Source organism: Planotetraspora kaengkrachanensis (assembly GCF_016862895.1).
Taxonomy (GTDB): Bacteria; Actinomycetota; Actinomycetes; order Streptosporangiales; family Streptosporangiaceae; genus Planotetraspora; species Planotetraspora kaengkrachanensis.
In genome coordinates this window covers 271,432-296,427 of record NZ_BONV01000003.1, presented here as the reverse complement: position 1 = coordinate 296,427, position 24,996 = coordinate 271,432, and the positions used below count along the sequence as shown (strand labels likewise).

Here is a 24,996-nt window from a genome sequence, read left to right as displayed (position 1 = left end):
TGAGTAACTTACGCTAGCGTAGGTTACGTGACGACGATCTCCCTCGAACGGACGGCCAAGCCCAGACTCCGTGGCTGGCTGCACGCGGGCGCCGTGCCCGCGACTCTGGTGGGCGGGTTCGTGCTGGTGGCCCTCGGGCCCACCGTGCAGGCGCGACTGGCCGCCGTGGTCTACGCGATCACCTCCGGCCTGCTGTTCGGCGTCTCCGCGACCTACCACCGGGGCAGGCTCTCCCCGCGCGTCGCGGAGGTGCTCCGCCGGTTCGACCACGCCAACATCTACCTCGTGATCGCGGGCACCTACACCCCCTTCGCGATGCTCGCGCTGGACGGGATCGCCCGGGTAGCCGTCCTGTCGGTCATCTGGGCCGGGGCGACCGTCGGGGTGCTGTTCCGCGTGTTGTGGCTGCGCGCCCCCCGCTGGCTCTACACGGCTCTCTACATCGGCCTGGGCTGGACGGCCGTGTTCGTCATGCCGCAGTTGTTCGCGGGCGCGGGCGTAGCCGCCGGGGTCCTGGTCATCGTGGGAGGTCTGCTGTATTCGGCGGGCGCGGTCGTGTACGGCCTGCGCCGGCCGGACCCCTCTCCCCGGTGGTTCGGCTTCCACGAGGTCTTCCACGCCTTCACGATCGCGGCCTACGTCGTCCAGTACGTGGCCGTCTCCCTGGTGGTCTACGCCGCCGTCTGATCGGCCGGAGTCCCAGACGATCCGTTGCGGGGCGAAAAATGTTCTCCTGGGGGGATAGTTTTGTGGAAACTGTTCACAACTATCGCCTGGTATGAGGGAATTGTGTTGGTCCCGACGTAATGCGGAGGCGGCATGGATCCCAGCGCTGTGCACGACGGTCTCGCCCGGCACCTGCTCGTCGACGGTTACCGGCTGGTGCTCGACCTCGACAGGAGCGCGGGGTCCTGGCTGGTCGACGTCCGCGACGGCAGGCGGTATCTGGACTTCTACACGTTCTTCGCGTCGTCTCCCCTGGGGATGAACCCCTTCGCCGGCGATCCCGAGTTCCTCGACCTGCTCGGACGGGTGGCCGCGAACAAACCGGCCAACTCCGACCTCTACACGACCCATCTCGCCGACTTCGTCGAGACGTTCCAGCGGGTGCTGGGCGATCCCGAACTGCCCCATCTGTTCTTCGTGGAGGGCGGCGCCCTGGCCGTGGAGAACGCACTCAAGTGCGCCTTCGACTGGAAGAGCCGGTGGAACGAGGCCAACGGCCGGCATCCCGGCCTGGGCACCAAGGTCCTCCACCTGACCCGCGCCTTCCACGGGCGCAGCGGGTACACGCTGTCGCTGACCAACACCGATCCGGTGAAGACCGACAGGTTCCCCAAGTTCGGCTGGCCCAGGATCGACGTGCCCGCGATCCATTTCGGCGACGTCGAGCGGGCCGAGGAGCGGGCTCTGGCCCAGGCCCGCGAGGCGTTCGACCGGTTCCGCCATGACATCGCCTGCTTCATCGCCGAGCCGATCCAGGGCGAGGGCGGGGACAACCACATGCGTCCCGAGTTCCTGCGGGCCATGCAGGCTCTGTGCCACGAGCACGAGGCGCTGTTCGTCCTCGACGAGGTGCAGACCGGGGTCGGCCTCACCGGCTCGCCGTGGGCCTACCAGCAGCTCGGCCTGGCCCCGGACATCGTGGCCTTCGCGAAGAAGGTCCAGGTGGGCGGGATCATGGCCGGTCGCAGGGTGGACCTCGTCCCCGACAACGTCTTCGCGGTGAGCGGGCGGATCAACTCGACGTGGGGCGGCGGGCTCGTGGACATGGTCCGCTCGCGGAGGATGCTGGAGATCATCGAACGTGACGGGCTGATCCCGCGGGCGTCGATCCTGGGGGAGAAGCTGCTCGGCGCGCTGCGCGGGCTCGAGGCCGAGGGGCTCGTGACGAACGCCCGCGGGCGTGGCCTGATGTGCGCCTTCGACGTCCCCGACCCCGGCGAGGTGGTCGAGCGTCTCCGGGAGGACGAGGGGATCCTCGCGCTGTCCTGCGGAGAGAACTCCGTCCGGTTGCGCCCCGCCCTGTCCGTCCAGCCGGAGGAGCTGGAGTACGGCCTGGACGGCCTGCGCAACGCCCTGACCCGCGTCCCCGCCGCTTCCTGACCCCGGTGCGGTGACCACCGGGACGAGGAGGTGACGTCGCTCTCCCGGGGGTTCTCACGCCCCCGGGTCGGTTCCGCCGAGCCAGCGGCCGATCGCCGTGACGCGCGATGCGACGCCGAGCTTGGCGTAGATGCGGTTGACGTGGTTCTTGACGGTCTTCTCACTGAGGAACAGGCGCTGGGCGATCTCGCCGTTGGAATGACCCGTGGCGATCAGGTCCATGACCTCGGTCTCCCGTTTGCTCAGTCCCATTCCGGCGCGGTCGTCGACTCTCATCCGGCCTCCGTTAAGAGCCAAAGATCGCCGAGGCCCCCCGCCCATCCGGCGTTGCGGTCGTCAGGTGAGCATAACTCGCAATATCTACCTTTGGTGGCAATGTTCGCTGACTTGCTCGCGTCAGCCGCACAATCCGCCGCAAGCGCGCAAAAGGGAACGGCCAGTCCCTCAGGACCGGCCGTTCCCTTACTGGGGTGAGTGATGGGACTTGAACCCACGACATCCAGGACCACAACCTGGCGCTCTGCCAGCTGAGCTACACCCACCATGTCCGCCGTTCCGCACGGCGTACGAGAAAAGTGTAGCGGCATTCGGGACCATCGCGCTCCATCCCGCGATCAGGCTCGCGGTCAGGTCGCGGAGATCGCCTCGGCCACCTCCCGCGCGGTCGCCGAGTCGGGGCCGGGTTGCGGCACGAAGACGGCGGCACGGTAATAGCGCAGCTCACGGATGCTCTCGACGATGTCGGCGAGGGCCCGGTGCCCACCCTGTTTCTCTGGGGAGGCGAAGTAGACCCGGGGGTACCACCGCCTGGCCAGTTCCTTGATCGAGGAGACGTCGATCATCCTGTAGTGGAGGAAGGAGTCCACGCCCGGCATGTCCCGCGCGATGAAGGAACGGTCCGTCGCGATGGAGTTGCCGCACAGCGGCGCCTTCTTGGGGTCGGCGATGTGGCCGCGGATGTAGTCGAGCACGATCGACTCGGCCTCGGCGAGCGTCACACCGCCGGCGAGCGCCTGGAGCAGCCCCGAGGCGGTGTGCATCTCCCGGACGACGTCCGACATCTGCCCCAGCGACTCCGGAGGCGGCTTGATGACGACGTCGACACCCTCGTCCAACTGGTTCAGCTCGCCGTCGGTCACCACGCAGGCCACCTCGACGAGCGCGTCACGGCCGAGGTCGAGCCCGGTCATCTCACAGTCGATCCAGACCAGCAGGTCAGTCATGGAACCAGCGTAGTAGTGCGGTCACCGGGCTTCGAGCGAGTCCAGCACCCGGTTGAGTACTGATTGGTCGAGATTGTCCGGCACGGAGATGTAGAGCATGGACGGACGCTGGTCCTGACCCCGGTCGACCAGCACGAACGCCCCCTTCTCCGTCTTCCACTTCCAGCCGTTGGCCGCGGCCTCCTTCGAGAAGTCCATTTCGAACTCGGTCACCCAGGCCTGGTGCCCGCTGACCTCCATGGCCTCGTTGCGGAGGACCTTCCTTTCGTGCTGGGGTGCGTAGAACAGGGGCTCGTAGCCCAGGAGCATCGCGGTGACCGAGGTGCGGAGATCCTGTGGCCCGCCGTACGGCAGGATCTGGGGGAGCTGGGCCGCGTAGATCGACCCGACCCAGTCGCCGCCTTCGCCGTCGTAGTCCTGCTGGGACAGGGCGCTGTAGCCGCTCGTCCAGAGCGGGACCTGCGGGTTGTCCGGGTTGTTGATGTCGGCCGACTTGGGCACCGTCCACGGTTCGCCGGGGAAGGCGTAGGACAGCCCCGTCACGGGGTCGATGATCCGGTCACCCGACGGCTGGGGGAGTTCCGCGAGAGGCGCCGCCGGGGACGGGCTCGGAGGGACGATCGAGTCGAGCGGCGCGCTCGGGACCACCTCGTCCGGCCGGGACGCCGTCGAGCCCGAGCGGTTGTTCATGAAGACGAGGACCGAGGTGAACGCGACCACGATCGCCACCAGGACGGCCACGCCCCCGGCGATCCACGGCCAGACCGGGGTCGCCTTCGGCCGCTGCCCGAAGGCCGGCGTCGGTAGGGGAGGATGCCCCGGATGCCCCCACATCGGCTGCTCGGTCCGCAGCGGCGCCCGCAGGGGCGCGGTGTGGGACGGCTGCTCAGGAGGAGCCGTGGCCTCCTGCGCGTATGCCTCCTGGGGATGCGTGGCATCCGTCCACTGGGAGCCGTCCCACCAACGCAGTTGGGGAGATCCGTACGGGTCGGGATACCAACCGGCGGGGGTCGTGGTCATGCGGCCACATTAGTGAACTTCGCATTTGTAGGAGAAGGTGGCTTTACCCTGTACGGCCTTCCCCGAGGTCGTGGGGGACAGGACGCGCAGGGTGGCCGTGCCCTTGAAGCCGGACGACTCCCCGCTGACCTTCCAGTGCAGCGGAAGCTCGACCGAGGTCGGCCCGGAGAGCACGCGCAACTCCTGCTCGGCCAGTTTCTGCCCGTCACTGCGGAGCCAGACGTAGCGGATCGAGCCCTCGCCGCCGTTCGTGGTCACCACGCCGACGATGGTGGCCGTGCCGTCGCACGACAGGGTCTTCTTCGGGCCGCGGACGTCCACCTTCTCCACGGCCACCGCCGGACCCGGCGACTGGCGCAGCCAGAGGATGCCCGCCGCGATCAGGACCGCGAGCAGGATGGCCCCCGCCCACGCCGTCGCGCGTCGCCGGCCTCGCCGCGGCGTCCCGCGCGATCCCTCCCGCCCGTGCAGCGTGGCCAGCTGGTCCTGCCCGGAGCGCCAGATCCGCTCCGCCGTGCTCTGGGGGACGTCCGGGTCCTCCGTGGGCACGCCCGGCCCGAAACGCATCATCATGTCGCCGTCGGGCGCGGGCCGCGCGGGCGGCGCCGTACGGACGGAGCCCGCGCGGTCGGCGTGCAGCAGCGTGACGATCTGGCCGGGGTCGGGCCCGGAGGGGGCGGGCGAGGTCGGGACGTCGGCCGCGTACCACCGGTGCAGGGTCTCCACCAGGCGGTCGCGCGTCGTGAAACCGGGCGGCAGGACCTCGCGTCCGGCCACGAGGGTGTCGCGCGCGGCGGCCAGCCCGCCGGTCGAGGCCGCCGAGGCGGCCCGGTCGAACAGCCGTGCCGCGTCGCCGGACGCCCAACTCGCCGACAGCGTGCGGGCGAGCGCCGACCAGGCGGCGATGTCACGCTCCACAGGCGGAGAGTCGCCGCGAATCGCGGCCATCAGTCCCCGTTCGGCGAGTATCGCCGAGCCGTCCTCGGCGATCACCACCGTCCCGGGATGCAGGGAGCCGTGCGTGAGCCCCGCCGCGTGCAGGGACAGCAGGGCCTGGGCGATCTCGACGAGGATCGTTCCCGCGCTGCCCGAGTCCGGTCCCGTGCCGCCGGTGAGGAGGTCGGAGACCGTCGGGATCGCCGGGCGGGAGGTGATCAGCCAGACCTCGCCCCGCGCGGTGACGAGATCGGCGACAGGGAGCAGCGAGGGCAGGCCGCTGCGCACGAGCCGCCGGTCGGCGCCCACCGCGGAGACGAGCCGCTCCCTGGCGTCCGGCGCCGCCACCGCCCGGGGATCGAATCGCAGGACGCCGGACGGCACTCCGTCAGGCGAGATCGCGTCGTTCCACGTGCCGAGCTCGCTGATCCGCGTCCGGCCGGTGAGCCGGTACCCCGAGATGGTCGCGCCGTCCTGCATTTACCGCCGCCTCCGATGCCTTCCGGCAATCCTCTTCGCCGTCAGTGTGACGGAAACAGGCCGATTGTGATCAGGACTGTCCCGAGAATTCCCGTCGGCACGTCACGCGGGTTCTGCCCGGGCGGCTCCTCGCGCGGCTCCCCGCCATCCGGGGCCGACGTTTGGGGAACGCCCCGCGTGATGGTCGGGAAGTCCGTCGGCTTCTCCGTCGACTGCGTCTCCGACGGGCTGGGGGAGGTGCTGTCCGGCGGGGTGGGCGAAGGCGATTCCGGTGACGGCGACGTCGGGGGGTCAGGCGTCTCGGCAGGCGGCGTGTTTCCGGGTGGGTCTTCCGGAGTTTCCGGGTCGGTGGGCGGATCATCGGGATCGCCGGGGTCGGTGGGCGGGTTCGCGGGGCCGCCGCCTGGAGGGTCGGCGGGTGGGTTCGCGGGACCGCCGCCTGGAGGGTCGGCCGGTGGGTTGCCGGGGTTGGCCGGAGGGTTGCCCGGGTTCGCCGGATTACCCGGAGGGTCGGCGGGTGGATTGCCGGGATTGGCCGGCGGGTTGGCGCCCGGGTTGCCGGGCGGGGCGGGCGGCGGCGCCACCACGGGATCGGGGGTCGGCGACTCCTCCGGTTCGTCCGACGCCGTCTCTTCGGGGGTGAGGGGGTCGTCGGTGACTTCGGTGCCGGATCCAGGTGCGGCAGGCGACTCGGCCACGCTGCCCGCCTGCAGTTTCGTCCCGTTGGTGATGGATCCGACCAGCAGCGCGCCACCTGTGGCGACCACCACCGCGCCCGCCAGCGACAGGCCGACCTTCATGCCCGTCTTGCTCAGCAGGCTCTTGCCCCTGCCCAGCCTGGTCTCGGCCAGTGACGTGCCGACCTCGGGCGCTTCCTCGGTCAGCGGGAAGAACGGAAGCAGCAGCCCGGCGAGGACGGCCAGACGCCGCCGGCCCTTCTCCTCCCACTCCGAGCCGTACGCCTCGTACGCGAGGAACTCGAGCTCGTTGATCAACGCCTCGGCGTTCTGGGGGCGCTCGGCCGCGTGCTTGGCCATGCCGCGCTCGACCAGGCCGCGCAGCGGGGCGGGCACCTCGTCCACGGGAGGCGGGGTCATCCGGTGCTGCCGGGCCAGGGCGGCCATGTTCTGCGCCCGGAAGGGACGGGTCCCGGTGAGGCACTCGAAGAAGACCACGGTGGCCGCGTAGACGTCCGTCGCCGGGCTCGCCGGCGCGCCCGACCACTGCTCGGGCGCCATGTACGGCGGTGTGCCGCTCGTGGTCATGGCCTCCCCGGCGCGGGCGGCGATGCCGAAGTCGACCAGTTTGCTCGTGCCGTCCGACTCGATCAGGATGTTCTCGGGCTTGTAGTCCCGGTGGACCAGGTCGGCGGCGTGCGCGGCGGCCAGCCCTAACAGGGAGCCCTTCAGCACGGCCAGCGCCGCCTCCGGGCCGGTCGGGCCCTGCGAGCGGAGCATGACGCGCAGCGAGACGCCGTCGATCAGCTCCATGACGATGGCGGCGCCCTGCGGCGTCTCCAGGTATTCGTAGAAGCGGGCGGCGTGCGGGTTGGCCGGCAGCGTCGCGAGCACGCGAGCCTCGTGCCGGAATCGGGAGACGAATTCGAGGTCGGTCAGGAGTTCGTCGGACAGATACTTGATCGCCACCGGAATGTCGTTGGCGTCATGTCGTGCGAGCACGACCCTTCCTGTGGCCCCGGTGCCGAGCTCTCGGATCTCGGTGTAGCCGGGGACGAACCAGGTGCCCGATTGGCCGTACATGCGGTCTCCCTCATCGCCCGGCCCCCCGCCGTGGTCGAGCTTAACGACGGCCCTCACCAGTGAATCGAAAAGTCATGAAACAGTCACGCATAGCTGTCAAACGGTCTTAACTGTGCGTAATCAGTGAAAAGTGTGATCTGTTCAGTCGGTGCGGGCATGCCGCGCGGCCGCCCGCCCGAAGCGGCTCCTGGCGGCGGCCGCCATCGAGCGCAGGACGCCCGGCGGCCGGTCGAGGGGCGGCCGGTTCAGCGGGAAGGTGGGGGCGAGCGGGGCGGCCAGGTCGGCGACCGCCCGTCTGCCCCGTTGTTCCCAGGCCGCTCCGCACGCCGCGGACGCGACCTCGTCGAGTTCGGCCACGAACATCGCGGCGCTCGGCGGCCGAAGGCCGGGGTCCCCGGCCAGTCCCCGCTCGACCAGATCGCGCAGCGGCACCGGCACCTGCCGGGACGCCGCTTCGGAATGGCGTCCGCCCGGGAGTCGGCCGGTGAGACATTCACTGAGCACGGCGGTCGCGGCGTACATGTCGGAGGCGGCCGACGCCGGCCGTCCGGCCCGCACCTCGGGAGCCGTGTATGCGGTCGCCCTCGCGCGTACGGCCAGGCCGAAGCCGACGAGCTTGCTCGCGCCGTCGCCCTGCACGAGCACGTGCTCGGGCTTGTGGTCGCCGTGGACCACGCCGGCCTCGTGCGCCGCCGCGAGCCCGAGAAGGGAGTCCTTGAACAGCACGAGGGCGGCCCGCGGCGTGATCGGGGACTGCCCGCGGAGCACCGCCCGCAGTGAGGCCCCGTTGACCGGCTCCATGACGACCGCCGCGCCGCGTGGCCCGTCGGCGTACTCGTGCACCCTGGCGAGGTGGGGATCGTCGAGATCCGCCAGGAGCCGGAGGTCCGCGCGCAACCGCTCCGCGACGCCGGGCTCCGTCCGCGCCTCCTCCGGGAGGTACCGGATGGCGACGTGGGAGCCCGACGTCTCCTCCACGGCCAGGACGACGCGGCCGTCGTCTCCCGACCCGAGTGGGCGCACCTCGGCGTATCCGGGCACCCGCCACTCGCCGGGAACGGTCATGCGCACTCCTGCCGTGAGTGGGCGCCCGCGGGGCCCATCCGATCGAACGGGATGCGCAAAGTGTGCCGAATTAGGGGGATCCCCGCTATCCCCTCTCACAGATATGCCGCGGAACGGTCACGCCGGGAGTCAGGCGCGGATCGGGCACAGGCTCGCCCCAGGACACGCTCAGCGGCAACACGCCCGCCCACACCGGCAGGTCGTAGTCCTCCTCGTCGTCGACCGGCGGGCCCTGCCGCATCTTCACGGACGCCTCCTCCAGGGACAGGGCGAGGACGGCGGTCGCGGCGAGTTCCTTCCTGGTGGGGAGGCGGACGACGTCCCACTGGCCGGGTGCGAGTTGCTCGGTGATGACACGGAGCCCTTCGAGATGCTCGTCCGGGTCGTCGACGAGGCGGGGCCGTCCGTAGATCATCGCAGAGCGGTAGTTCACCGAATGGTGGAAGGCGGAGCGGGCCAGCACGATGCCGTCGAGATGGGTGACTGTGACGCACACGGGCTCGGTCGTCCCCGCCCGCAGGGAGGCGGCGCCGGTCGAGCCGTGCAGGTAGAGCGTGTCGCCGACGCGCCCGTAGCCGGTCGGGACCACCATCGGCGCCCCGTCGACGATCACACCGAGGTGGCAGATCAGACCGGCGTCGAGCGCGGCGTAGAGGTCGGCGCGGTCGGTCCGGGCACGCTTCTTGCCCCGGTTCAGAGTCGTACGGGCCGTGGTGGAGAGCATGACCGTAAAGTTAGATGAGAGTGGACTGGTGAAACACGTCCACTCCCGATGACTTGTGGGAGACCACTTTGCGCACCGACGTCGATCTTCCGCTGGTCGTGGACCGGGCCGCGCCGCTGCCGCTCGTCGTGCAGATCGGCGACCAGTTGCGGGAGGCGATGCGGAGCGGGGCGTTGAAACCGGGGGAGCGGCTGCCGTCGAGCCGGGCGCTCGCCGCCCTGCTCGGCGTGAGCCGCACCGTGGTCGCCGACGCCTTCCAGCAGCTCTACGCGGAGGGCTGGCTCGACGGGCGGCACGGATCCGGCACGTACGTGGCCGCCTCGGGGGACGGCCTGGGGCGGGCCGCCACCGGCCGGAGGCGGGGCGGCGGAGAACGCCCGGAGGACGACCCCGTCATGCTCGCGCCCCGCGGGGTGACGGCGGGGATCATCGATCTGCGCCCCGGGCGGCCGTGGGTCTCCGGATACGACGAGGCGGCCTGGCGGCGCGCCTGGCGCAGCGCGGGAGAGCTCGCGCCCTCCGGATGGCCCGACCCCTACGGCCACGCCGAGCTGCGCGAACTTCTGGCCGATCACCTCCGCCGGGCTCGGGCCGTGCCCACGGGCCCGGGCAACGTCATGGTCACCAGGGGGACGGGCAACGGGCTCGACCTCATCGCGGCCACGATCATCCGGCCGGGCGCGAGGGCGGGTGTCGAGGAGCCCGGCTACCGCGTCGCCCGCAACGTGTTCGCCGCCAGGGGCGCCGAGATCGTGCCGTGCCCCGTGGACGGCCAAGGGGTGATCGTCGAGGAGTTGCCCGATGACCTGGAGGTGCTCTACACGACTCCCGCGCATCAGTATCCGGTGGGCGGGCGCCTGTCCATCCCGCGCAGGGAGCGGCTGCTCGCGTGGGCCCGCCGTACCGGGGCGGTCGTCGTCGAGGACGACTACGACGCCGAATTCCGCTACGACGTCGCCCCGCTGCCCGCGCTCCATGGCATGGACCCCGACCGGGTCGTGCTCCTCGGGACGCTCTCGAAGTCGCTCAGCCCTGATGTGGGGCTCGGCTGGCTGGTCGCGTCCGAGGGGCTGCTCGCCGCCGTCGCCCGCCGCAGGGACGAACTCGGCGACCGTACGCCCGGGCCGGTGCAGAAGGCCGTCGCGACCCTGCTCGAGCGCGGCGACCTCGACCGGCACCTGCGCAGGATGCGGCTCGAGTACGCCCGGCGCCGCGCGGCCATCGTCGAGGCGCTGGGCCCGCTCGTGCAGGGGGACACCGCAGGCCTGCACGTGATGATCGAGCTGCCCGAGCCGGTCGTGCCCGACCTCGTCAGGAGGGCGGAGGAGCGCGGAGTCCTCCTGGACACGACCGGACGACATCACCACGGGCCGCCGCGGGTCCACGGCCTCGTTCTCGGGTACGGCTACGCGTCCCTCGCCGACGTGAAGCGCGGCTGTGCCGTGATCAGAGACCTGCTCTAGATCACGCGCTCCAGCACCCGGAAGTCCTCGCGCGGGCGGGGCACCGAGAACTCGGGCGACTCGTCCCCGATGATCCGGGAGATGTCGATCGAGCCCGGGTCCCCCTCACTCGCCCCCGGCACCTGGGAGTGGCCGAAGTGCCCGCCGCGCGCCCAGATCCGGCCGCTGCGGGCACTCACGAGTGACTGCGGGAACGCCTGGGGCGGGCCTGCCGGCCAGCGGCGGGGGATGTCCCACGCGTCGAGCCACGTCAGGATCTCGTCGAGACCGTCCAGCTTGGTGTCGGTGAAGGGCTCGTGCGCCGAGCCGATGACCCGGATCTGCACGCAGACCCGTCCGTTGCGTCCACGGTCGCCCGGGAGCCCACAGGCCGCCCTCGTGATCGGCAGGAGTTGCGACGTCTCTCCTGTCACCGGGTTCCACACCAGGTGAGGGGGCCGTTTGAGCTGAATGAGCCGCTGGGCGACCGACCATGCGGAGACCCCGTGGGGGTCGGCGGGCCAGATGAACCAGACAGCCCGGGGAGCTCCGCCGATCATCGGTCCGGAGTCCTCGGAGGAGGGATTCACACTGGCACCAGGAAGCCATGCTTGGGCCACAATGCCCCCTAAGATCCTCGGTCGCGTGTTTCCTCCCCTTTCGGGCTCTGGCTGACACCTCGGGAATCGTGATTGTTACCGGCCGGGAGCCTTTGGCCGGATCCGGCCAAAGGCTGACGTTGTCCCTGGTGACGCTGGGTTTCCTGAGGCTCCAGATGAGGCGGCCGGGGGCCCCGCCGCCTACAGGAGGGAGGGGTCCGGCGACGGGGTGGCCGAGGGTTCAGGTGAGGGACTGGCGCCCGTCCCGCTCCAGGAGAGCCGGCAGGAGGGGTTGCCCCCCGCCGAGCGGAAGCCGACGACCCCGGCGCCCGCCGACGTGGGGTCGATGATCGTCACGGTGATCTGGCTCGAGGCGCCCGCCTTGATCCGGCCCTGGTTCGGGCTGATGCTGACGCCGTCGTGGGTGGTCGCCGTCCAGTCGACGGCCGCGTTCCGGGCGGTCAGGGTGATCACGCCGGAGGTGACGGCGCCGAGGTCGCCCGGGCAGCCCAGGTCGAGAGCGGGGCGGGGTGGTCGCGGGGTGACGCGGGCGGAGGGAGTCCGGGTCGGCCGTGTGGTGGCGGGAGAGGTCGTGACGCGGGCCGGGGGGGAGGCGGAGGGCGTGGGCGACGGGGTGGCCGGGGCCGGCGTGGTCTCCTCCGGCTCGGCCGTCTCCGCCGGATCCTCCTCCGGGACCGGGACGAGCGTGTCCGGCGGTTCGGAGAACGGGGGGTTCATCGCCTCCAGCCGGCCCTCGGGCGCCTGGCCGTAGATCAGGGTCGCGGCGCCGGCCGTGCCGAACACGAACACCGCGGCCAGCAGGATGAAGGTGGTCCGGCTCCTGCGCCGGTCACACGGGACGCGTTGCCTGCGGGCCCGTCTCCTGCCGGACGGCCCGCCGGGCGCGACGGGGAACCCCCTTCTGTCGAACCGGTCCCCCTGCTCGAGGATCGCCGCCCGGTCCGCCTCGTACTCCGGGGCGAGGCACGTGTCGATGACTTGACGTCGCAGGGAGAGAGGCGGGTACGCGACGGCGACCGTGGCCAGCAGCGCATCGGCCGACACGTGTCGCTCGCGGCCCTCCGCACAGATCTTGCAGCCGCTGATGTGCCGGCTCAGCCGCTTGCGGACAGCGGAGCTCAACGGGCCGTCCCGCCACGACGCGCCCACGCCGGAGTCGACGAGCGCGGACAGGTCGGGGCAGTGGGCCCGTCCCGTGCGGGCGAGCACGATGGCCGCGGCGGAGTTCTCCACATGGGCGCGTGCCCTGGACAGGTGTCCCGCCGCCTGCCGGGACGTGACGCCCAGCACCGCTCCGATCTCCGCGGTGGACAGCTGGTGCCGCACGGCCAGGTCGAGCGCTTCGCGTTCGGACTGCCCGAGCTCGCCGAGCGCCTCGTGGACGACCGCCGCGAGCCCCGGGTCGGCAGGCGACTCGTCCGGAGCCATGTAGGGGGCCATGCCGCGCGGCGGTGTCCGGCCGCCTGTGCAGGCCCCGCTCCGGGTGCGGGCCAGCGCGTAGAGCCAGGCCCGCAGCCGGGCCGGCTCGGTCAGCCGGTCGACGCGTCCGCAGGCGATGACCAGGCTGTCGTGCACGGCGTCCGCCGCGAGATCCTGGTCGTTCAGAAGAGTATGGGCGTAGTCGTTGAGTCGGTCGGCGTACGCGTCATAGAGACTGGCGGGCGCGTGCGCGTCCCCGCGCCGGAGCGCCTCCAGCAGTCGATGATCGTCGGTACGGCCGACGTCCGGCCATCCGGGCAACAGTTGTTCCTCCCCGCGAGACGGAAACCAGATGCGAGCCAGTCCCCACACGAGAATGACGCCGCCGGAGGGACCCTCGTTTACTGATCCGTAAGCCATGCTTAGCGGGCATGACCTGCGAAAACTGTGCCCAGAGCGAGCCTTGCGGCAAAAGTGAACGCCGGGTCCTCATGGGACCCGGCGTTCAGTGAAGAAGCCTCTGCGCGTTCGCGCTACTTCCCTCCGGGGTCCCCGCAATTCGGCGCGCAGAGGCGGCGGGCGATGCCCTTCAGGAAGATGTTGCGGATCTCGAGCACGGTCTGCGGGAAGTACGCCGTTCCGCCGGTGGCCTTCGCGATCGAGTTCATCTGCTTGCGGTTCTCGTCCTCCTTGGTGTTGAACGAGATGATCAGGATGCTGACCGGCTTCTTCGGGTCGTAGGCCTGCTTGAGCTTCTGCAGGATCTCGCTGTTGGAGATGCCGCCGTTGGGGTCGTCGTTCCCGACGCCGTCGGTGAAGAGCAGGATCGTGTTGACCTTGTCAGGCTCGTAGTCCTTGGACATCTTCTGGTAGGCCGCCCAGAGGGTGTCGTTGAGGCCGGTGTTGCCGGTCGGGATCGCCTGGGAGGCCCGCAGGGCCTGCTCGATGAGGGTGCGCCGGGTGACCCCGTTGCTCTGCTGGGCGAGCGGGCCGATCGACACGACCTGCTTCCAGTCGACGCCCTTGCCGCGCAGGTTGTCGGAGAAGGCCCAGATGCCGAGCTCGGCCTTGTCGGGGAAGAGCTTCAGGCCCTCGATGCCGACGTTCGAGATGGCCTGCATGCGGGTGGTGCCGGACTTGTCGGCCGGCAGAGCCATCGTGCCCGAGATGTCGATCAGCGCGAGGATCTTGGTCCCGAGCTTGATCTGCTGCCACGCCTGGGCGAGCTGGGTGATGGTGGCGGCGTTGGGGAGCGGCAGCGTCGTCGGCTTCTTCGCGTTCACGCCGTGGTCGGCCGTGAGCTGGGCGCCGCCCTTGCCGTCCGGCGTGCGGAAGCCGAAGGACTGCACGGTCTCGCGGCCGTCAGCCGAGGTGACCTTCGCGGCGAACGCCTGGGCGGCCTTGCGCAGCTCGGCGTCCTTGGTCGTGATGATGATCGGGTAGTCCAGGCTGACCGTGCCCTCCGCCGGGTACAGCGCCACGGCGGGGTTGCTCGGGGTCTTGTTGGTGTTGAACGCCCAGACGGCCTGCTCGGTGGAGATGCCGACGGGGATGCGGGCCGCCGCCTTCGTCAGGGTGGCGAACATGCTGTCCGACGACGGCACCGTGGACTCGGACAACTGCCGGAGCACGCCGACGAGGACGTCCTCGTCGCCGCCCGCGGACTTCAGCACGTTCGCTCCGGCGAGCAGCGCGCCGAGTCCGGCCGCGTTCTGCGTCGGGTCGAGCGCGAGCACGCGGACCTTCTTGGCGAGCCCGTCAGGGTTCGCGGCGTTGGCCGCGCTCATCAGGCCCGTCCAGCTGGCCGGACTGAAGGCCGACTTGAGCTTCGACGCCCCGGCCTTCGACGCCGTCAGCACGACGGGGGAGTCGGCGGCGTTGCCCGACGGCTTCACGGCGGGGCCGCCCGACTTGGCGAGCCCGGCGAGCCAGAGGCTGGAGTCGGGGATCCACACGGCAGGGTTCAGCTTGGCGCCGGTCGCCCCGGTGCCCGCCATCGCGTTGGCGACGTCGGCCGCCTTGGCCGCCGTGACGGTGACCTCCACGCACTTCCCGTCGACCGACGGGGCCGAGGACTTCGCGATCTTCTCCATCGCCGGCTGGATGTCCGGGGAGGCCGCGACCGAAAGCGCGATCTTGTCTGCGCCGGAGCTGCAACCGGCGTCCTTGTTCACGATGACGTACGCGGCCACACCGAGGAGGACGGCCAACGCGACGGCACCCGCCAGGGGCACGAACACCCTGCCCCGGCTGGCACGCCGGCGTGGTGGCGGATCGTTGTATGAGTCGAAGCCGCCATCGAGTTCGTCAGTGCGGTGACGTCCGCCCATGGTGCCCTCTTCGGAGTCGATTGGCTCCCGACGGTACGCGACTCCGCGCCACCATTTAGGGAGATTCACCTGAATGCTTACGGAACGATACTGGTTGCGCCAACTCTGGCAAAACGCCAGTCTTGGTGCACCGATTACGAAAAGTCATGGTAAAGACTCAGCATGTAAAGTAACTTGCGATACATCTTGACCTGGGGCAAACGCGATGTATCGTGAGGCGCAGAGGGCTAGGGGGCGCGGGTGGCGGCGGTCATGGACGGCGAGGTCGGCGAACTCGGCGAGACGTCGGTCGCGGCGTCCCTCGCGACGCGTCGAGAGTGGCCCGCGGATCTCGTCCTGATCGAGTTCGCCGAACCCGGCTGTCCCGCCGAGGTCCGGCGGCGGCTGCGCGAGCTCACCTGCCTGCGGGAGATCGTGATGACCGGACGGACCGGCCGAGCCTGGACCGATCCAGGCGCCGGCCCCGCCCTGGCGCGGGCGTTCCGCTCGCTCGGCCTCGATCTCGCCGTCGTGACCCTCCAGTGGCAACGGGACCGCCCGTTCCGGGCGCCGCGCCCGTCCTGCACGGCCACCGCGGTCAGCCCCGTCGCGATCACGTGTTCGGCGGGTGAGGGCACCGGCATGCTGACCAAGCTGATCGTCGTGACGGCGAACCCCGACGTGACGGCCGACGATGCCACGGGCGCCGATGTGACCGGCGCCGATGCGACGATGGCCGGGGCCGTCCGGCTGCCCTGACCCGGCCGGCGGCGGGCACGCCGTACCCTTGGCGCGTGGTCATCCCGGTCGAAGACGCAGCCGATCCCCGTCTGGCGGACTACACGCGCCTGCGCGACGTCGACCTGCGCAAGAGCCTCGAGGGCGAGCGGGGACTGTTCCTCGCCGAGGGCGAGAAGGTCATCAGGCGGGCCGTGGCCGCCGGGCATCCGGTGCGCTCGGTGCTGACGACCGCGAAATGGCTCGGCCATCTCGCGGACGTGATCGAGGGCGTCACCGTCTACCTGGTCTCCGACGAGGTCATGGAGGGGATCACCGGCTTCCAGGTCCACCGCGGCGCGCTCGCGTCGATGGAGCGCCTGACGCCGCCGTCGGTCTCCGACGTCATCTCCGGCCGCATCTCCGGCCGCGTCGCCGCAGGGGGGACGCCGAGGGAAGGCTCGCGCGGGAGGCCCCGCCGGATCGTCGTGCTGGAGGACCTGGTCGATCACGGCAACGTCGGGGCCATCTTCCGCTGCGCCGCCGCCCTGGGCGTCGACGCCCTGGTCCTGTCACCTCGCTGTGCCGACCCGCTCTACCGGAGGTCGGTCAAGGTGTCGATGGGCGCGGTGTTCGCCATCCCGTACGCCCGGATGGAGGACTGGCACGACGGGTTGGCGGAGATCCGCGCGGAGGGATTCCAGTTGCTGGCCCTGACACCCGACCGGGCGGCCGTGCCGATGGACGACGTGGTGCTCGGCGACCGCGTCGCGCTCATGCTCGGCTCGGAGGGCGACGGGCTGTCCTCCCATTGGCTGCACGAGGCCGACCACCCCGTGCGGATCCCCATGAGCGAGACGGCGATGGACCTCGGGGTCGACTCGCTGAACGTCGTGGCCGCCGCCGCCATCGCCTGTCACAGCCTGGTCCGCTGACCCCACGGCGACCCCACGGCCGCCCGGGAACGTCCCCCGTTCCCGGGCGGCCGCCATACGGGTCTTCTGGGCTATGCCTTCGCGGCCGCCGCCACCTGCGCGCCGGCCCATTTGAGCAGCTTGCGCGCCGAGGTGAAGCGGGCCGCGTCGGACTTGTCGCCCAGGACGGTGCCGACGATCAAGTGACCGCTCTTCACCTGAGCGAACGCGAGGCAGTAGCCGGCCTTCGCCGTGTAACCGGTCTTCAGCCCGACCGCGCCTTCACTGAGCAGCTTGTTCGTGTTGGTCCACGTGTGCTTGCGGTGGATCTTCGTCGCCGGAGTCGTGTACTTCTTGGCCTTGACGATCGTGGACAGGGTGGGCGTCTTCAGCACGATCTGCGCCAGCTTCGCCTGGTCGCGTGCCGTGGAGTACGACTTGGTGGAGGTCAGGCCGTCCGCGTTGGCGTAGCGGGTGTCCTTCAACCCGAGCGACTTGGCGGCGGCGTTCATCCTGGCGACGAACTTCGCCTTGCCCGGGCCGTACTTGACGGCCAGCGCGTTCGCCGCGTCGGCCGCGGAGGGGAGCATCAGGGCGTACAGCAGGTCGCGGACGAAGAGCCGCTCACCCGCCCTGAAGCCGCCCCCGGTCGCGCCGTGGGACGCGGCCCATTGGATGTCGGCCTTGCTGACCGTGACGACGTCGTTCAGCTTGGCCCGCTTCAGCACGACATATGCGGTCATGAGCTTGGTCACGCTGGCGACCTGTACGCGGGTGGTCGACGACTTGCCCATCAGGGCCTTGCCCGTGGTGACGTCGACCACGTACGCCCTCTTGGCGGTGATCGCGGGGGGCGCGGCGACCGTGGCGACGGTCGTCGTTGTAACCGCCGTCGCGGGGACGGCGATGGAAATGCTCGCCGCGGTGGTGCTCACGGGCACGGTCGCCGCGGCCGCGGCCGTGCCCACCGATCCCGTGGCGAGAATGGCGGCCGTCAATACGCCGATGACTTTGATACGCATCCGCACATGATCGCATGAGCGGGAATCGGGAAAGATTGCTATTTAAAGACGTTATGGACTGAATGGTCAGGGTGTCGTTGACATTCTTCTGCGCCGTCTCCAGGTGGCGAGGCCGGCCGCTGCCGCGGCGGCCACGGCGAGCACCGTTACGGCCAGAACCGGAGACGCGGCCGCCAGCCGCACCCAGGACCAGATGAGCGAGTAGAGCCCGAACGTCGTCACGGGCACCCAGGTCAGGCAGCCGAGCGCGCTGGCCACCAGATACCAGCGGTAGTCGACGCGGAGCGCCCCCGCGACCCAGGGCAGCGTGTGGCGCAGGCCGGGAATCCAGAAGCACGCGTAGACCGCGAGCGCGCCCCACCTGCGCACGAAGCCCTCGACCCGTTCGATGCGCTGCTGCCCGATCTTCCTGCCCATGCGCGACCGGTAGAGGGCCTCACCGAGCCGATGGCCGATCCAGTAGTAGGCCTGGAACGCGCCGAACAACGCGACCGCGCCGACCGCGACGACGAGCCACAGGGGCAGGCCGAGTACCGAGGCCCCCAGGGGGTCGGGGATCCGCACCCGCCACCACCGCCCTTTCTGAGGTCAGGCTTACCTTACCGCCGGGTTCGGCCCTGCCTGCAAGCCGCCGTCAAGCGCAGGTCAACCGGTCCATCCGAATCTGGGGACGGCAGGAAGGGGTAGGCCGATGAGTCCGCGAAGCAGTGCGATGCCGATCGTGGTGAGCGGCGCCGCGAACATGGCGAAGCTGCTGGTCGCCACCATGGCGGTGGCCGGCGCCTACGTGGGGGCGCAGGCGTCCCAGGCGGAACCCGCAGGAGTCCCGGCGCTCTCGTCGATGACTCCCTCGGGCTCCGCGGCCACGTCGACGGGATCGTCCACGACAGGGGCCTTCGCGGACCGGCCCACCCGCGTGATGACCCTGACGACCCGCGCCGACGAGACCGGGACGCCGGACCTGACGCAGACCGACGTGGCGGCGGATACAACGGCGGATACGGCGCAGCAGGTGGCTCCCGCGCCCGGCAGGGTGGTGGTGACCGCGATGCCCGGCGGCGCGGACTGCGAGCGGACGTACCGGGTGCGGACGATGATCGACCCCGCGGGCTCCGGCGTCTCGTACGCGTGGCAGGTCGTGCGCTGGAACTCCTCGACCCGCGGGTGGCAGCCGTACTTCGCCAGCAGGAGCGGTTTCACCGGAGGCCCGCGCGCCGTCGAGTGGCGCCCCCGGATCGGCGGGAATCCCGGCCGTTACCGCGTGCGGCTCGACGTCGGCTCGCGCACCTACGAGAGCGCGGCGTTCCAGGTCACCTGCTGACCGTGTGATCACAGCTTTTTGGTGATCATGCTCAGATTCTGCGAAGGGCCCACCAGCAAGCCCAACCCCCCCGCCGTGATCATGCATGAATTCGGCGAAAGGCCCCTGACCTGCGGATCCCGATTTCGTGATCACGCGCGGATTCGGGGAATCACCCCACCACCAGGGCGTACGCACTGCGTGATCATGCAACGAGCCCGCCGCTGCATGATCACGGTCGTTATCGGCCGAGGTCGACGGCCCGATCTCCGAAAGCGTGCATGATCACGCCCACGTTTGGCCAGGTCATTCGACAAGTGCCCGAATCCGTGCATGATCACGGACCGGGGTTGGTGCACGTCGACGGCTCCTTCGCCGAACTTGTGCATGATCACGAGATCAGGTGGCGAGTGACTGGCGGGCCTCGCCGATCCAGCGGGGCACGCCGACCCGTTCCGCCACCCCCAGCGCCGTCTCGTAGTGCTCGCGGGCGGGCAGGCCGAGCCGTACGGCGAGATCGCCGAGGGTCCGGGACACCGGCCAGAGGGCGACCACCCCGGTTCCCGCCCCGGCGATGCGGTCGCGGAACGGCACGAGCTTCTCGTAGGCCTCCTTCATCCGGTCGGCGTCGTCGAGCAGCATCCCGGCGAGCGCCCGCCAGATGAGGGCGAGTTCGTAGAGGAAGTCCGTGCGCACCGGCTCCCGCCCGGCGGCGATCACCTGCGCATCCCTCCGGTGGCCCGCGGACGCGAGTGCCACGGCGTAGGCGTCGAGCGTCCATTTGGCGCCACGCTGGTGCGCCTCGGCCAGCGGTTCGGCCATCTCGGCGGCACGGCCGTCGACCAGGTGCAGGCAGAAGGTCGCGATCAGCGGCAGGTCCTGCCGGCCCTCCAGCATGCCCGCCCGAGCCGTCAGCCTGGCCGCGTTGCGGTAGGCGCGCTCGGCTTCGGCGTAGTCGCCTGTGATCATCAGACGCTGCCCCGCGTACCAGGCGCCGACGGCGGCCGGAGCCGGCAGATCGTACCGGCGGCCGAGCGACTCCGCCTCCGCCAGGTGATCGTCTGCCTCGGCGAAGTCGCCGCGGGCCGAGGCGCACTCGAGCAGCACGAGGTGGGCCAGCGCCCGGACCGCGATCTGTCCCGACTCCACGCCGACCCGGAGGAGTTCGCGGCCGATCGTCTCCCGCTCGTCGACCTGGGTCATCGTGTAGGACTGGCGCAGCCTGCCGCTGAGCGCCACCGCGAGCAGGGCCGGGTCACCGCTCGACCGGGCCAGTTCCTCCGCCTCCAGCGACGCCTGGTAGCCCCGCTGGGTGGCGGAGCCCTCGAGTTCGAGCGCCAGCGTGGCCAGCAGGCTGGCCCGCAACGACTGCTCGCCCTCGGGCAGTTCGACGAGGGCCTTCTCGGTGACGTCGACGATCTCCCAGGCGGTCCTGGTGAAATCGCGGGCGATGCCCTTGTGCGGCACGGCGAGGGCGGCCGCGATCCGCGCCGTCAGCTCCATGTCGCCGAGCGGGAGGGCGACGTTCATGGCCTCCCGCCGCAGGCCGCGCGCGGCGGTCATGTCGCCGCACAGGGCCAGCGCCCTGATGTGCCTGAGCTGAAGCTCCAACCGCTCCCTGACGGGGCCGTTCCCGCCGTGGGCGCGGTCGAGTGCGGCGACGGCCTGCTGCCACAACGACGCCGCCTCGCGATGCGCGAAACGACGCTCGGCCTGCTCCGCGGCGAGCCCGGCGTACCACCCGGCCTTGGCGGCGGTGTCCGCGGTGCCCGCGGCGTCGTAATGGTGGGCCAGCGCGGCCACGTCGCCCGGGTTGCGCCGCTCGATCACGGACGCCACCGCCGCGTGCAGCCGTGATCTGCGCAGCCGCGAGGCGTCGGAGTAGAGGGTGTCCCTGACGAGGTCGTGGTCGAAGCGGAGCAGGCCGGCACCCGGCTCGGTGACGAGCCCGGCGAGCAGGGCGGCCTCGACGGCGTCCACCACCGCGTCCTCGTCGCCCGACACGTCGACCAGCACGTCCACGTCGACGTCGCGTCCGATCACCGCCGCCTGGAGCAGCACCTGCTGCGCCCGCTCGGGCAGCCGGGCGATCCTCCTGCGCAGGATGTCGCGGACCCCGGAGGGCACCTCGGAGATGTCGGCCTCGGCCTCGAACAGGCGGACCGTCTCCTTGACGAAGAAGGGGTTGCCGCCGGCCCGTCCGACGATCGTGGAGACGACGTCGTCGTCGACGTCGCGCACACAGGTCGCCCTGACCAGTTCGGCCACCGACGCGTCGTCGAGCCCGTCGAGGCCCACCCGCACGGGGCCGAGCCTGGCCAGCGCCGCGAGCACGTCCTGCTGCTGGTCGTTCAGCTCGCCGTCGCGGCAGGTCACGATCATCAGCACCCGGCTGGCGGCAAGCAGGCTCGGCAGCGCGCGCAGCAGCGCAAGCGTCTGGTCGTCGGCCCAGTGCAGGTCCTCAAGGACGATCAGCAGCGGCGCATCGCGGGCGACCGCGGACAGGTAGCCGCCGACCGCCCGGTGCAGGCGGAATCCGCCGGACGCCTCGTCGTCGCCCGTGTCCGGCGCGGCGTCGTCGAGCAGCGGCGCCAGCAGGGCGGCGTACTCGCCGGCACCCCGCCGTGCGACGAGCCCGCGCAGCACCTCGACCCACGCCCAGCCGGGGGGTGTCGCGCTGCTGTCCGGGCAGCCGCCGCCGGCCGTGATCCAGTTCCCCTCCTCCAGCAGGCCGGACAACTGGCGCACCAGCGTGGTCTTGCCCGCGCCGGGGTCCCCGTTGACGACGGCGACCGTGAACCGGCCGGCCGCGGCACGTGGCGCCGCGGCCCGCAGCGCGGCCAGCTCGCCGTCACGGCCGACGAAGGGCTCGGCCTCCAGCGGCGGCAGATCCACCGCCTCGAACGACCGCGGCGGCCAGCTCCCGGCGACCTCCGTGGTCCGGCGGGTCGCGGGGACGGCGAGGTCGAGCGCGGGATCCTGCGACAGGATGCCGGACTCCAGCTTCCGCAGCGCCGGGCCGGGGTCGATGCCGAGCTCGTCCGACAGGATCCCGCGGGCCCTGCGGATCGCGGCCAGCGCGTCACCCTGCCGTCCGCACCGGTAGAGCCCGAGCGCCAGCAGCCGCCAGCCCTCCTCGCGCAGGGCGTGCTCGGTGGTCATCGCCTCGAGGTCGGGCACGGTCTCGGCGTGCAGGCCCATCCGCAGCCCCGCGTCCGCGTGCCGTTCGCGGGCCACGAGCCGCAGCTCGCTCAGCCGGGCGACCTCCGCTTCCGCCCACGGCTGGTCGGCGAAACCGGAGTACGGCGTGCCCTGCCACAGCGCCAGGGCGGAATCGAGCCTGGCCCTGGCCGAGGCGGGGTCGTCCTCCAGCCACTCCCCGGCCGAGCGGACGACCGCCTCGAAGCGCAGCGCGTCGACCTGCTCGGCCGCCGCGCGCAGGGCGTACCCGGAGGCCACCGTCACCAGCAGTCGGTTCGGCCCGCCGCGCGGGCGGTTCGGCTCAAGCACGCGGCGCAGGCGCGAGATGTAGACCTGCAGTCCCGACTGCGCTCCCTTGGGGGCGTCGTCGTCCCACAGGTCGAAGAGCAGCGTGTCCACGGGGACGACCTGGCCCCGGGCGACGAGCAGGCGGGCGAGGACCGCACGCTGTCGCAGGCCGCCGAGGTCGATGTGGCCGGCGTCGTCGCCCGCCTCGACCGGGCCGAGGACCCGGAACGTGACCGGGCTCATCGGATGGTCGTCCCGCGCCGGGCCGCGCGAACGGCGAACGGGCCGCGCCCAGGCGATCGCCCTGCGTCGTACACGTCCGCTGCCCCTTGCCCACACATGTCAGCCGTAACGGTATGCGCGCCCGCGAAGAGGGCACAAGGTCTTTCCGGATCCGGCATCGTCGCCCGCGCGGGAGGGTCAGGTCGTCTGCGTGCTCGCCAGCGTCGGCCGGTCGTCCGCCGACGCGTTCTCACGCCTGCGCAGGAGCGACCACGCGCCGAGCGCGAGCGCGCCCCACGGGATCTCGATCGTGTAGGTCCAGAAGCCGAACAGGATGGCGGCCGCGGTCGCGCCGGTCGCGGGCTGCCCGAAGGCGCCGATCAGCAGGGTCGCCACGCCGCCCTCCATGATCCCCGCGCCGCTCGGCGTGACCACGACGGAGGTCAGCACCCGGCTCAGCGCGAACACGGCGACCGTCTCGGCAGGCCCGGGGTAGGACCCGGTGGCCACGAGGCAGCAGGCCATGATCAGGCACTGGAGGCCGAGGAAGGCGACCATGCCCAGCGACAACCCCGCCCACTTGCGGTGGACGATCTCCGCGATGTCCCGGCGGAGCCGGTCGATCGCGCCGGAGGCGGCGTGCTCGGCCGGCTGGAACCGGCGGGGGACGATCCGGAGGAGGCCGTCGAGCACTCGGCCGAGGACCGCCGCGGCGCGATCCCAGTAGAGGGCCGCCGCCACGATCGCGACGAGGGCGACGATCGACACGGCACCCACCCACCCGGCGTTCGCGATGGTCGGGTTGGCGGCCTTGCCGGCGATCAGCAGTCCGACGATGCCGATGGCGGGCAGCAGGAACCTGAACAAGGTGTTCCAGATGCCGGTGACCAGCGTGTAGACCACGATGGGCCGGTTGGCGAACCCCCAGCCGCGCGTCATGCCGAACGTGAGCGCGACCCCCGCCGCGCCGCCGAACGGGAGCAGGTTGCTGACCGCGCTGCCCGCCCCGTTGAGTGTCAGGGCCTGGAGGTGGGTGAGGCCGGGCAGCGCCGAGGTCATCACGAAGGTGTAGGCCCACAGGCTCCCCAGCCACAACACGGTCATCAGCAGGATCGTGTGCCAGCTCAGCCTGCCGAACTCACGCCCGATGTCGTGCCAGCTGACCTTGGCGCCGGTCAGCGTGTGCACGATCCACGGCAGATAGACCACGAGCACGACGGCCAGCGCAAGGGACAGCGCCGACAGCGCGACACGCAGCCACTTGTTGTTCACTCGAGATGCCCCCAGTCGTCCTTGGTCGCCTCAAGTGTGCCGGGAGATCGGTTGACCGGAATCCTCCTGGCGGAGGATGGGCCCCCTAGGGGTTGCCGAAGGGATGCCTGAGACGGGTCCCCGGGGGCAACCCCCGCTGAACGAACCACTCGGTGCCGAACACGTATCGGTAGATCGGCGCGGGGATCCTGAGCATGGCGCCGAGCGTCCGGTCGCCGTCCCCGCCGCTGGCCTGGGTGGCGTGCGCGGCCATGGCCGTCCGCTTGGCCCTGGTGTGCCTGCGGACGTTCACCCGGTGGGTGATGGTCTCCCCGGCGGAGTAGGCCCTTTCGAAGCTCCTCACGTCGAGTGCCGGATAGAAGCGGGCGGCGAGCCGCACCCCCTTGACGAGCCAGTCCCGGTTCACCGTCGCCTCGAGCACGATCGGCGTCCCGGCGATCTCGGCCGCCCGGCTGCCGACCCGGTACACCTGGACGTGGTCCGGGTGCCCGTAGCCCCCGGAGGGGTCGTAGATCGTCACAAGGTCGGCCGTCTCCTCCTTGAGGATCGCCGCGAGGCGCTGCGCCGCCTCCTCGATGTCGACGTCGATGAACGCGTTGTCCGCCCGGTCGTCGGCCATGCCGCCGTCGATGGCCAGGCCCGAGTCGCCGTACCCCAGCTGCACCACCCGCGCGCAGCCGAGCACGGCCGCCGAGCTGCGCAGCTCGTCCATCCGGGCCTTGCCGAGCTCCTCGCCGTGGGGGAGCTCCGCGAGGCCGCGTTCTCCAGCGGTCGCGACGACGAGCACCACCCGGTGCCCCTCGTCCGCCAGCATCGCCATGGTCCCCGCGGTCAGCAGGGCCTCGTCATCCGGATGGGCGTGGAAGAACACCGCCGTTTTCATCCCGTTCCGCCGAACGTTGTCATCGTGCTCCACGAAATGTTGTCCCGGTCCCTGCCCCATGATCCCACGTGCC

The 24,996-nt window shown here is 71.1% G+C and carries 21 protein-coding genes and 1 tRNA gene; 6 read left to right on the top strand and 16 right to left on the bottom strand.

Features of this window, described 5'->3' with window-relative positions; genetic code table 11:
- Positions 1-27 precede the first annotated feature (27 nt).
- Both trhA and lat read left to right on the top strand, forming a co-directional pair.
- Positions 28-687, top strand: a complete 660-nt coding sequence (trhA, locus tag Pka01_RS05995; RefSeq protein ID WP_203881579.1) for a PAQR family membrane homeostasis protein TrhA — start codon at positions 28-30, stop codon at positions 685-687.
- A gap of 132 nt (positions 688-819) precedes the next feature.
- Entirely contained in the window at positions 820-2,106 is a 1,287-nt protein-coding gene (gene lat / locus Pka01_RS05990; protein ID WP_203881578.1) for an L-lysine 6-transaminase, read from the top strand.
- Positions 2,107-2,160: 54 nt separating this feature from the next.
- Here the strand turns inward: lat and Pka01_RS05985 are convergent, their stop codons facing one another.
- The 8 genes from Pka01_RS05985 to Pka01_RS05950 form a co-directional block, all read right to left on the bottom strand.
- A complete protein-coding gene (locus Pka01_RS05985; RefSeq protein ID WP_203881577.1) occupies positions 2,161-2,382 on the bottom strand; it encodes a helix-turn-helix domain-containing protein in 222 nt (73 codons plus the stop codon).
- A gap of 190 nt (positions 2,383-2,572) precedes the next feature.
- Positions 2,573-2,648, bottom strand: a tRNA-His gene (locus Pka01_RS05980).
- Positions 2,649-2,732: 84 nt separating this feature from the next.
- Entirely contained in the window at positions 2,733-3,329 is a 597-nt protein-coding gene (orn, locus tag Pka01_RS05975; protein ID WP_203881576.1) for an oligoribonuclease, read from the bottom strand.
- 21 nt (positions 3,330-3,350) lie between these two features.
- Entirely contained in the window at positions 3,351-4,349 is a 999-nt protein-coding gene (locus Pka01_RS05970) for a DUF2510 domain-containing protein (RefSeq protein ID WP_203881575.1), read from the bottom strand.
- A 9-nt stretch (positions 4,350-4,358) separates the two neighbouring features.
- Positions 4,359-5,765 (bottom strand): protein kinase family protein, encoded by a 1,407-nt coding sequence (locus Pka01_RS05965; protein ID WP_203881574.1) that lies wholly within the window; start codon positions 5,763-5,765, stop codon positions 4,359-4,361.
- A gap of 41 nt (positions 5,766-5,806) precedes the next feature.
- The gene (locus Pka01_RS05960; protein WP_203881573.1) at positions 5,807-7,525 is read right to left on the bottom strand and encodes a serine/threonine-protein kinase; all 1,719 of its coding nucleotides are present in this window, start codon (positions 7,523-7,525) and stop codon (positions 5,807-5,809) included.
- Between the two features lie 141 nt (positions 7,526-7,666).
- On the bottom strand, positions 7,667-8,590 hold the full coding sequence (locus tag Pka01_RS05955) for a serine/threonine-protein kinase (RefSeq protein WP_203881572.1): 924 nt from the start codon (positions 8,588-8,590) through the stop codon (positions 7,667-7,669).
- Between the two features lie 85 nt (positions 8,591-8,675).
- Positions 8,676-9,314: a pyridoxamine 5'-phosphate oxidase family protein gene (locus Pka01_RS05950; RefSeq protein ID WP_203881571.1), complete on the bottom strand. Its 639-nt coding sequence runs from the start codon at positions 9,312-9,314 to the stop codon at positions 8,676-8,678.
- A 68-nt stretch (positions 9,315-9,382) separates the two neighbouring features.
- Here Pka01_RS05950 and pdxR point away from each other — a divergent pair, with 68 nt between their 5' ends.
- Complete coding sequence (pdxR, locus tag Pka01_RS05945) at positions 9,383-10,777, top strand: MocR-like pyridoxine biosynthesis transcription factor PdxR (protein WP_203881570.1); 1,395 nt, start codon at positions 9,383-9,385, stop codon at positions 10,775-10,777.
- Here the strand turns inward: pdxR and Pka01_RS05940 are convergent.
- From Pka01_RS05940 to Pka01_RS05930, 3 genes are all read right to left on the bottom strand, one after another.
- Positions 10,774-11,346 carry a hypothetical protein gene (locus Pka01_RS05940; RefSeq protein WP_203881569.1) on the bottom strand — a complete coding sequence of 191 codons (573 nt, stop codon included), beginning with the start codon at positions 11,344-11,346 and terminating at the stop codon, positions 10,774-10,776. The two genes, pdxR and Pka01_RS05940, sit on opposite strands and share 4 nt — an antisense overlap.
- Before the next feature lie 210 nt (positions 11,347-11,556).
- A complete protein-coding gene (locus tag Pka01_RS05935; protein WP_203881568.1) occupies positions 11,557-13,116 on the bottom strand; it encodes an RNA polymerase sigma factor in 1,560 nt (519 codons plus the stop codon).
- A 212-nt stretch (positions 13,117-13,328) separates the two neighbouring features.
- The gene (locus Pka01_RS05930; RefSeq protein WP_203881567.1) at positions 13,329-15,125 is read right to left on the bottom strand and encodes a substrate-binding domain-containing protein; all 1,797 of its coding nucleotides are present in this window, start codon (positions 15,123-15,125) and stop codon (positions 13,329-13,331) included.
- Positions 15,126-15,365: 240 nt separating this feature from the next.
- On the opposite strand from Pka01_RS05930, the gene Pka01_RS05925 reads away from it, so the two are divergent.
- Both Pka01_RS05925 and Pka01_RS05920 read left to right on the top strand, forming a co-directional pair.
- Entirely contained in the window at positions 15,366-15,863 is a 498-nt protein-coding gene (locus Pka01_RS05925) for a hypothetical protein (RefSeq protein WP_203881566.1), read from the top strand.
- Between the two features lie 35 nt (positions 15,864-15,898).
- Complete coding sequence (locus tag Pka01_RS05920; RefSeq protein ID WP_203881565.1) at positions 15,899-16,756, top strand: TrmH family RNA methyltransferase; 858 nt, start codon at positions 15,899-15,901, stop codon at positions 16,754-16,756.
- A 71-nt stretch (positions 16,757-16,827) separates the two neighbouring features.
- Here the strand turns inward: Pka01_RS05920 and Pka01_RS05915 are convergent, their stop codons facing one another.
- Positions 16,828-17,757, bottom strand: coding sequence for a D-alanyl-D-alanine carboxypeptidase family protein (locus tag Pka01_RS05915; RefSeq protein WP_203881564.1), 930 nt, complete (start codon positions 17,755-17,757; stop codon positions 16,828-16,830).
- A gap of 66 nt (positions 17,758-17,823) precedes the next feature.
- Complete coding sequence (locus Pka01_RS05910; protein ID WP_203881563.1) at positions 17,824-18,321, bottom strand: DedA family protein; 498 nt, start codon at positions 18,319-18,321, stop codon at positions 17,824-17,826.
- 127 nt (positions 18,322-18,448) lie between these two features.
- On the opposite strand from Pka01_RS05910, the gene Pka01_RS05905 reads away from it, so the two are divergent.
- Positions 18,449-19,078, top strand: coding sequence for a hypothetical protein (locus Pka01_RS05905; RefSeq protein WP_203881562.1), 630 nt, complete (start codon positions 18,449-18,451; stop codon positions 19,076-19,078).
- Between the two features lie 378 nt (positions 19,079-19,456).
- Here the strand turns inward: Pka01_RS05905 and Pka01_RS05900 are convergent, their stop codons facing one another.
- The 3 genes from Pka01_RS05900 to Pka01_RS05890 all read right to left on the bottom strand — a co-directional run bounded on the left by Pka01_RS05900 (position 19,457) and on the right by Pka01_RS05890 (position 24,923).
- A complete protein-coding gene (locus Pka01_RS05900) occupies positions 19,457-22,789 on the bottom strand; it encodes an ATP-binding protein (RefSeq protein ID WP_203881561.1) in 3,333 nt (1,110 codons plus the stop codon).
- Between the two features lie 177 nt (positions 22,790-22,966).
- Positions 22,967-24,040, bottom strand: coding sequence for a lysylphosphatidylglycerol synthase transmembrane domain-containing protein (locus tag Pka01_RS05895; RefSeq protein WP_203881560.1), 1,074 nt, complete (start codon positions 24,038-24,040; stop codon positions 22,967-22,969).
- Between the two features lie 85 nt (positions 24,041-24,125).
- On the bottom strand, positions 24,126-24,923 hold the full coding sequence (locus Pka01_RS05890; protein WP_239114763.1) for a PIG-L deacetylase family protein: 798 nt from the start codon (positions 24,921-24,923) through the stop codon (positions 24,126-24,128).
- Between the last annotated feature and the right edge of the window lie 73 nt (positions 24,924-24,996).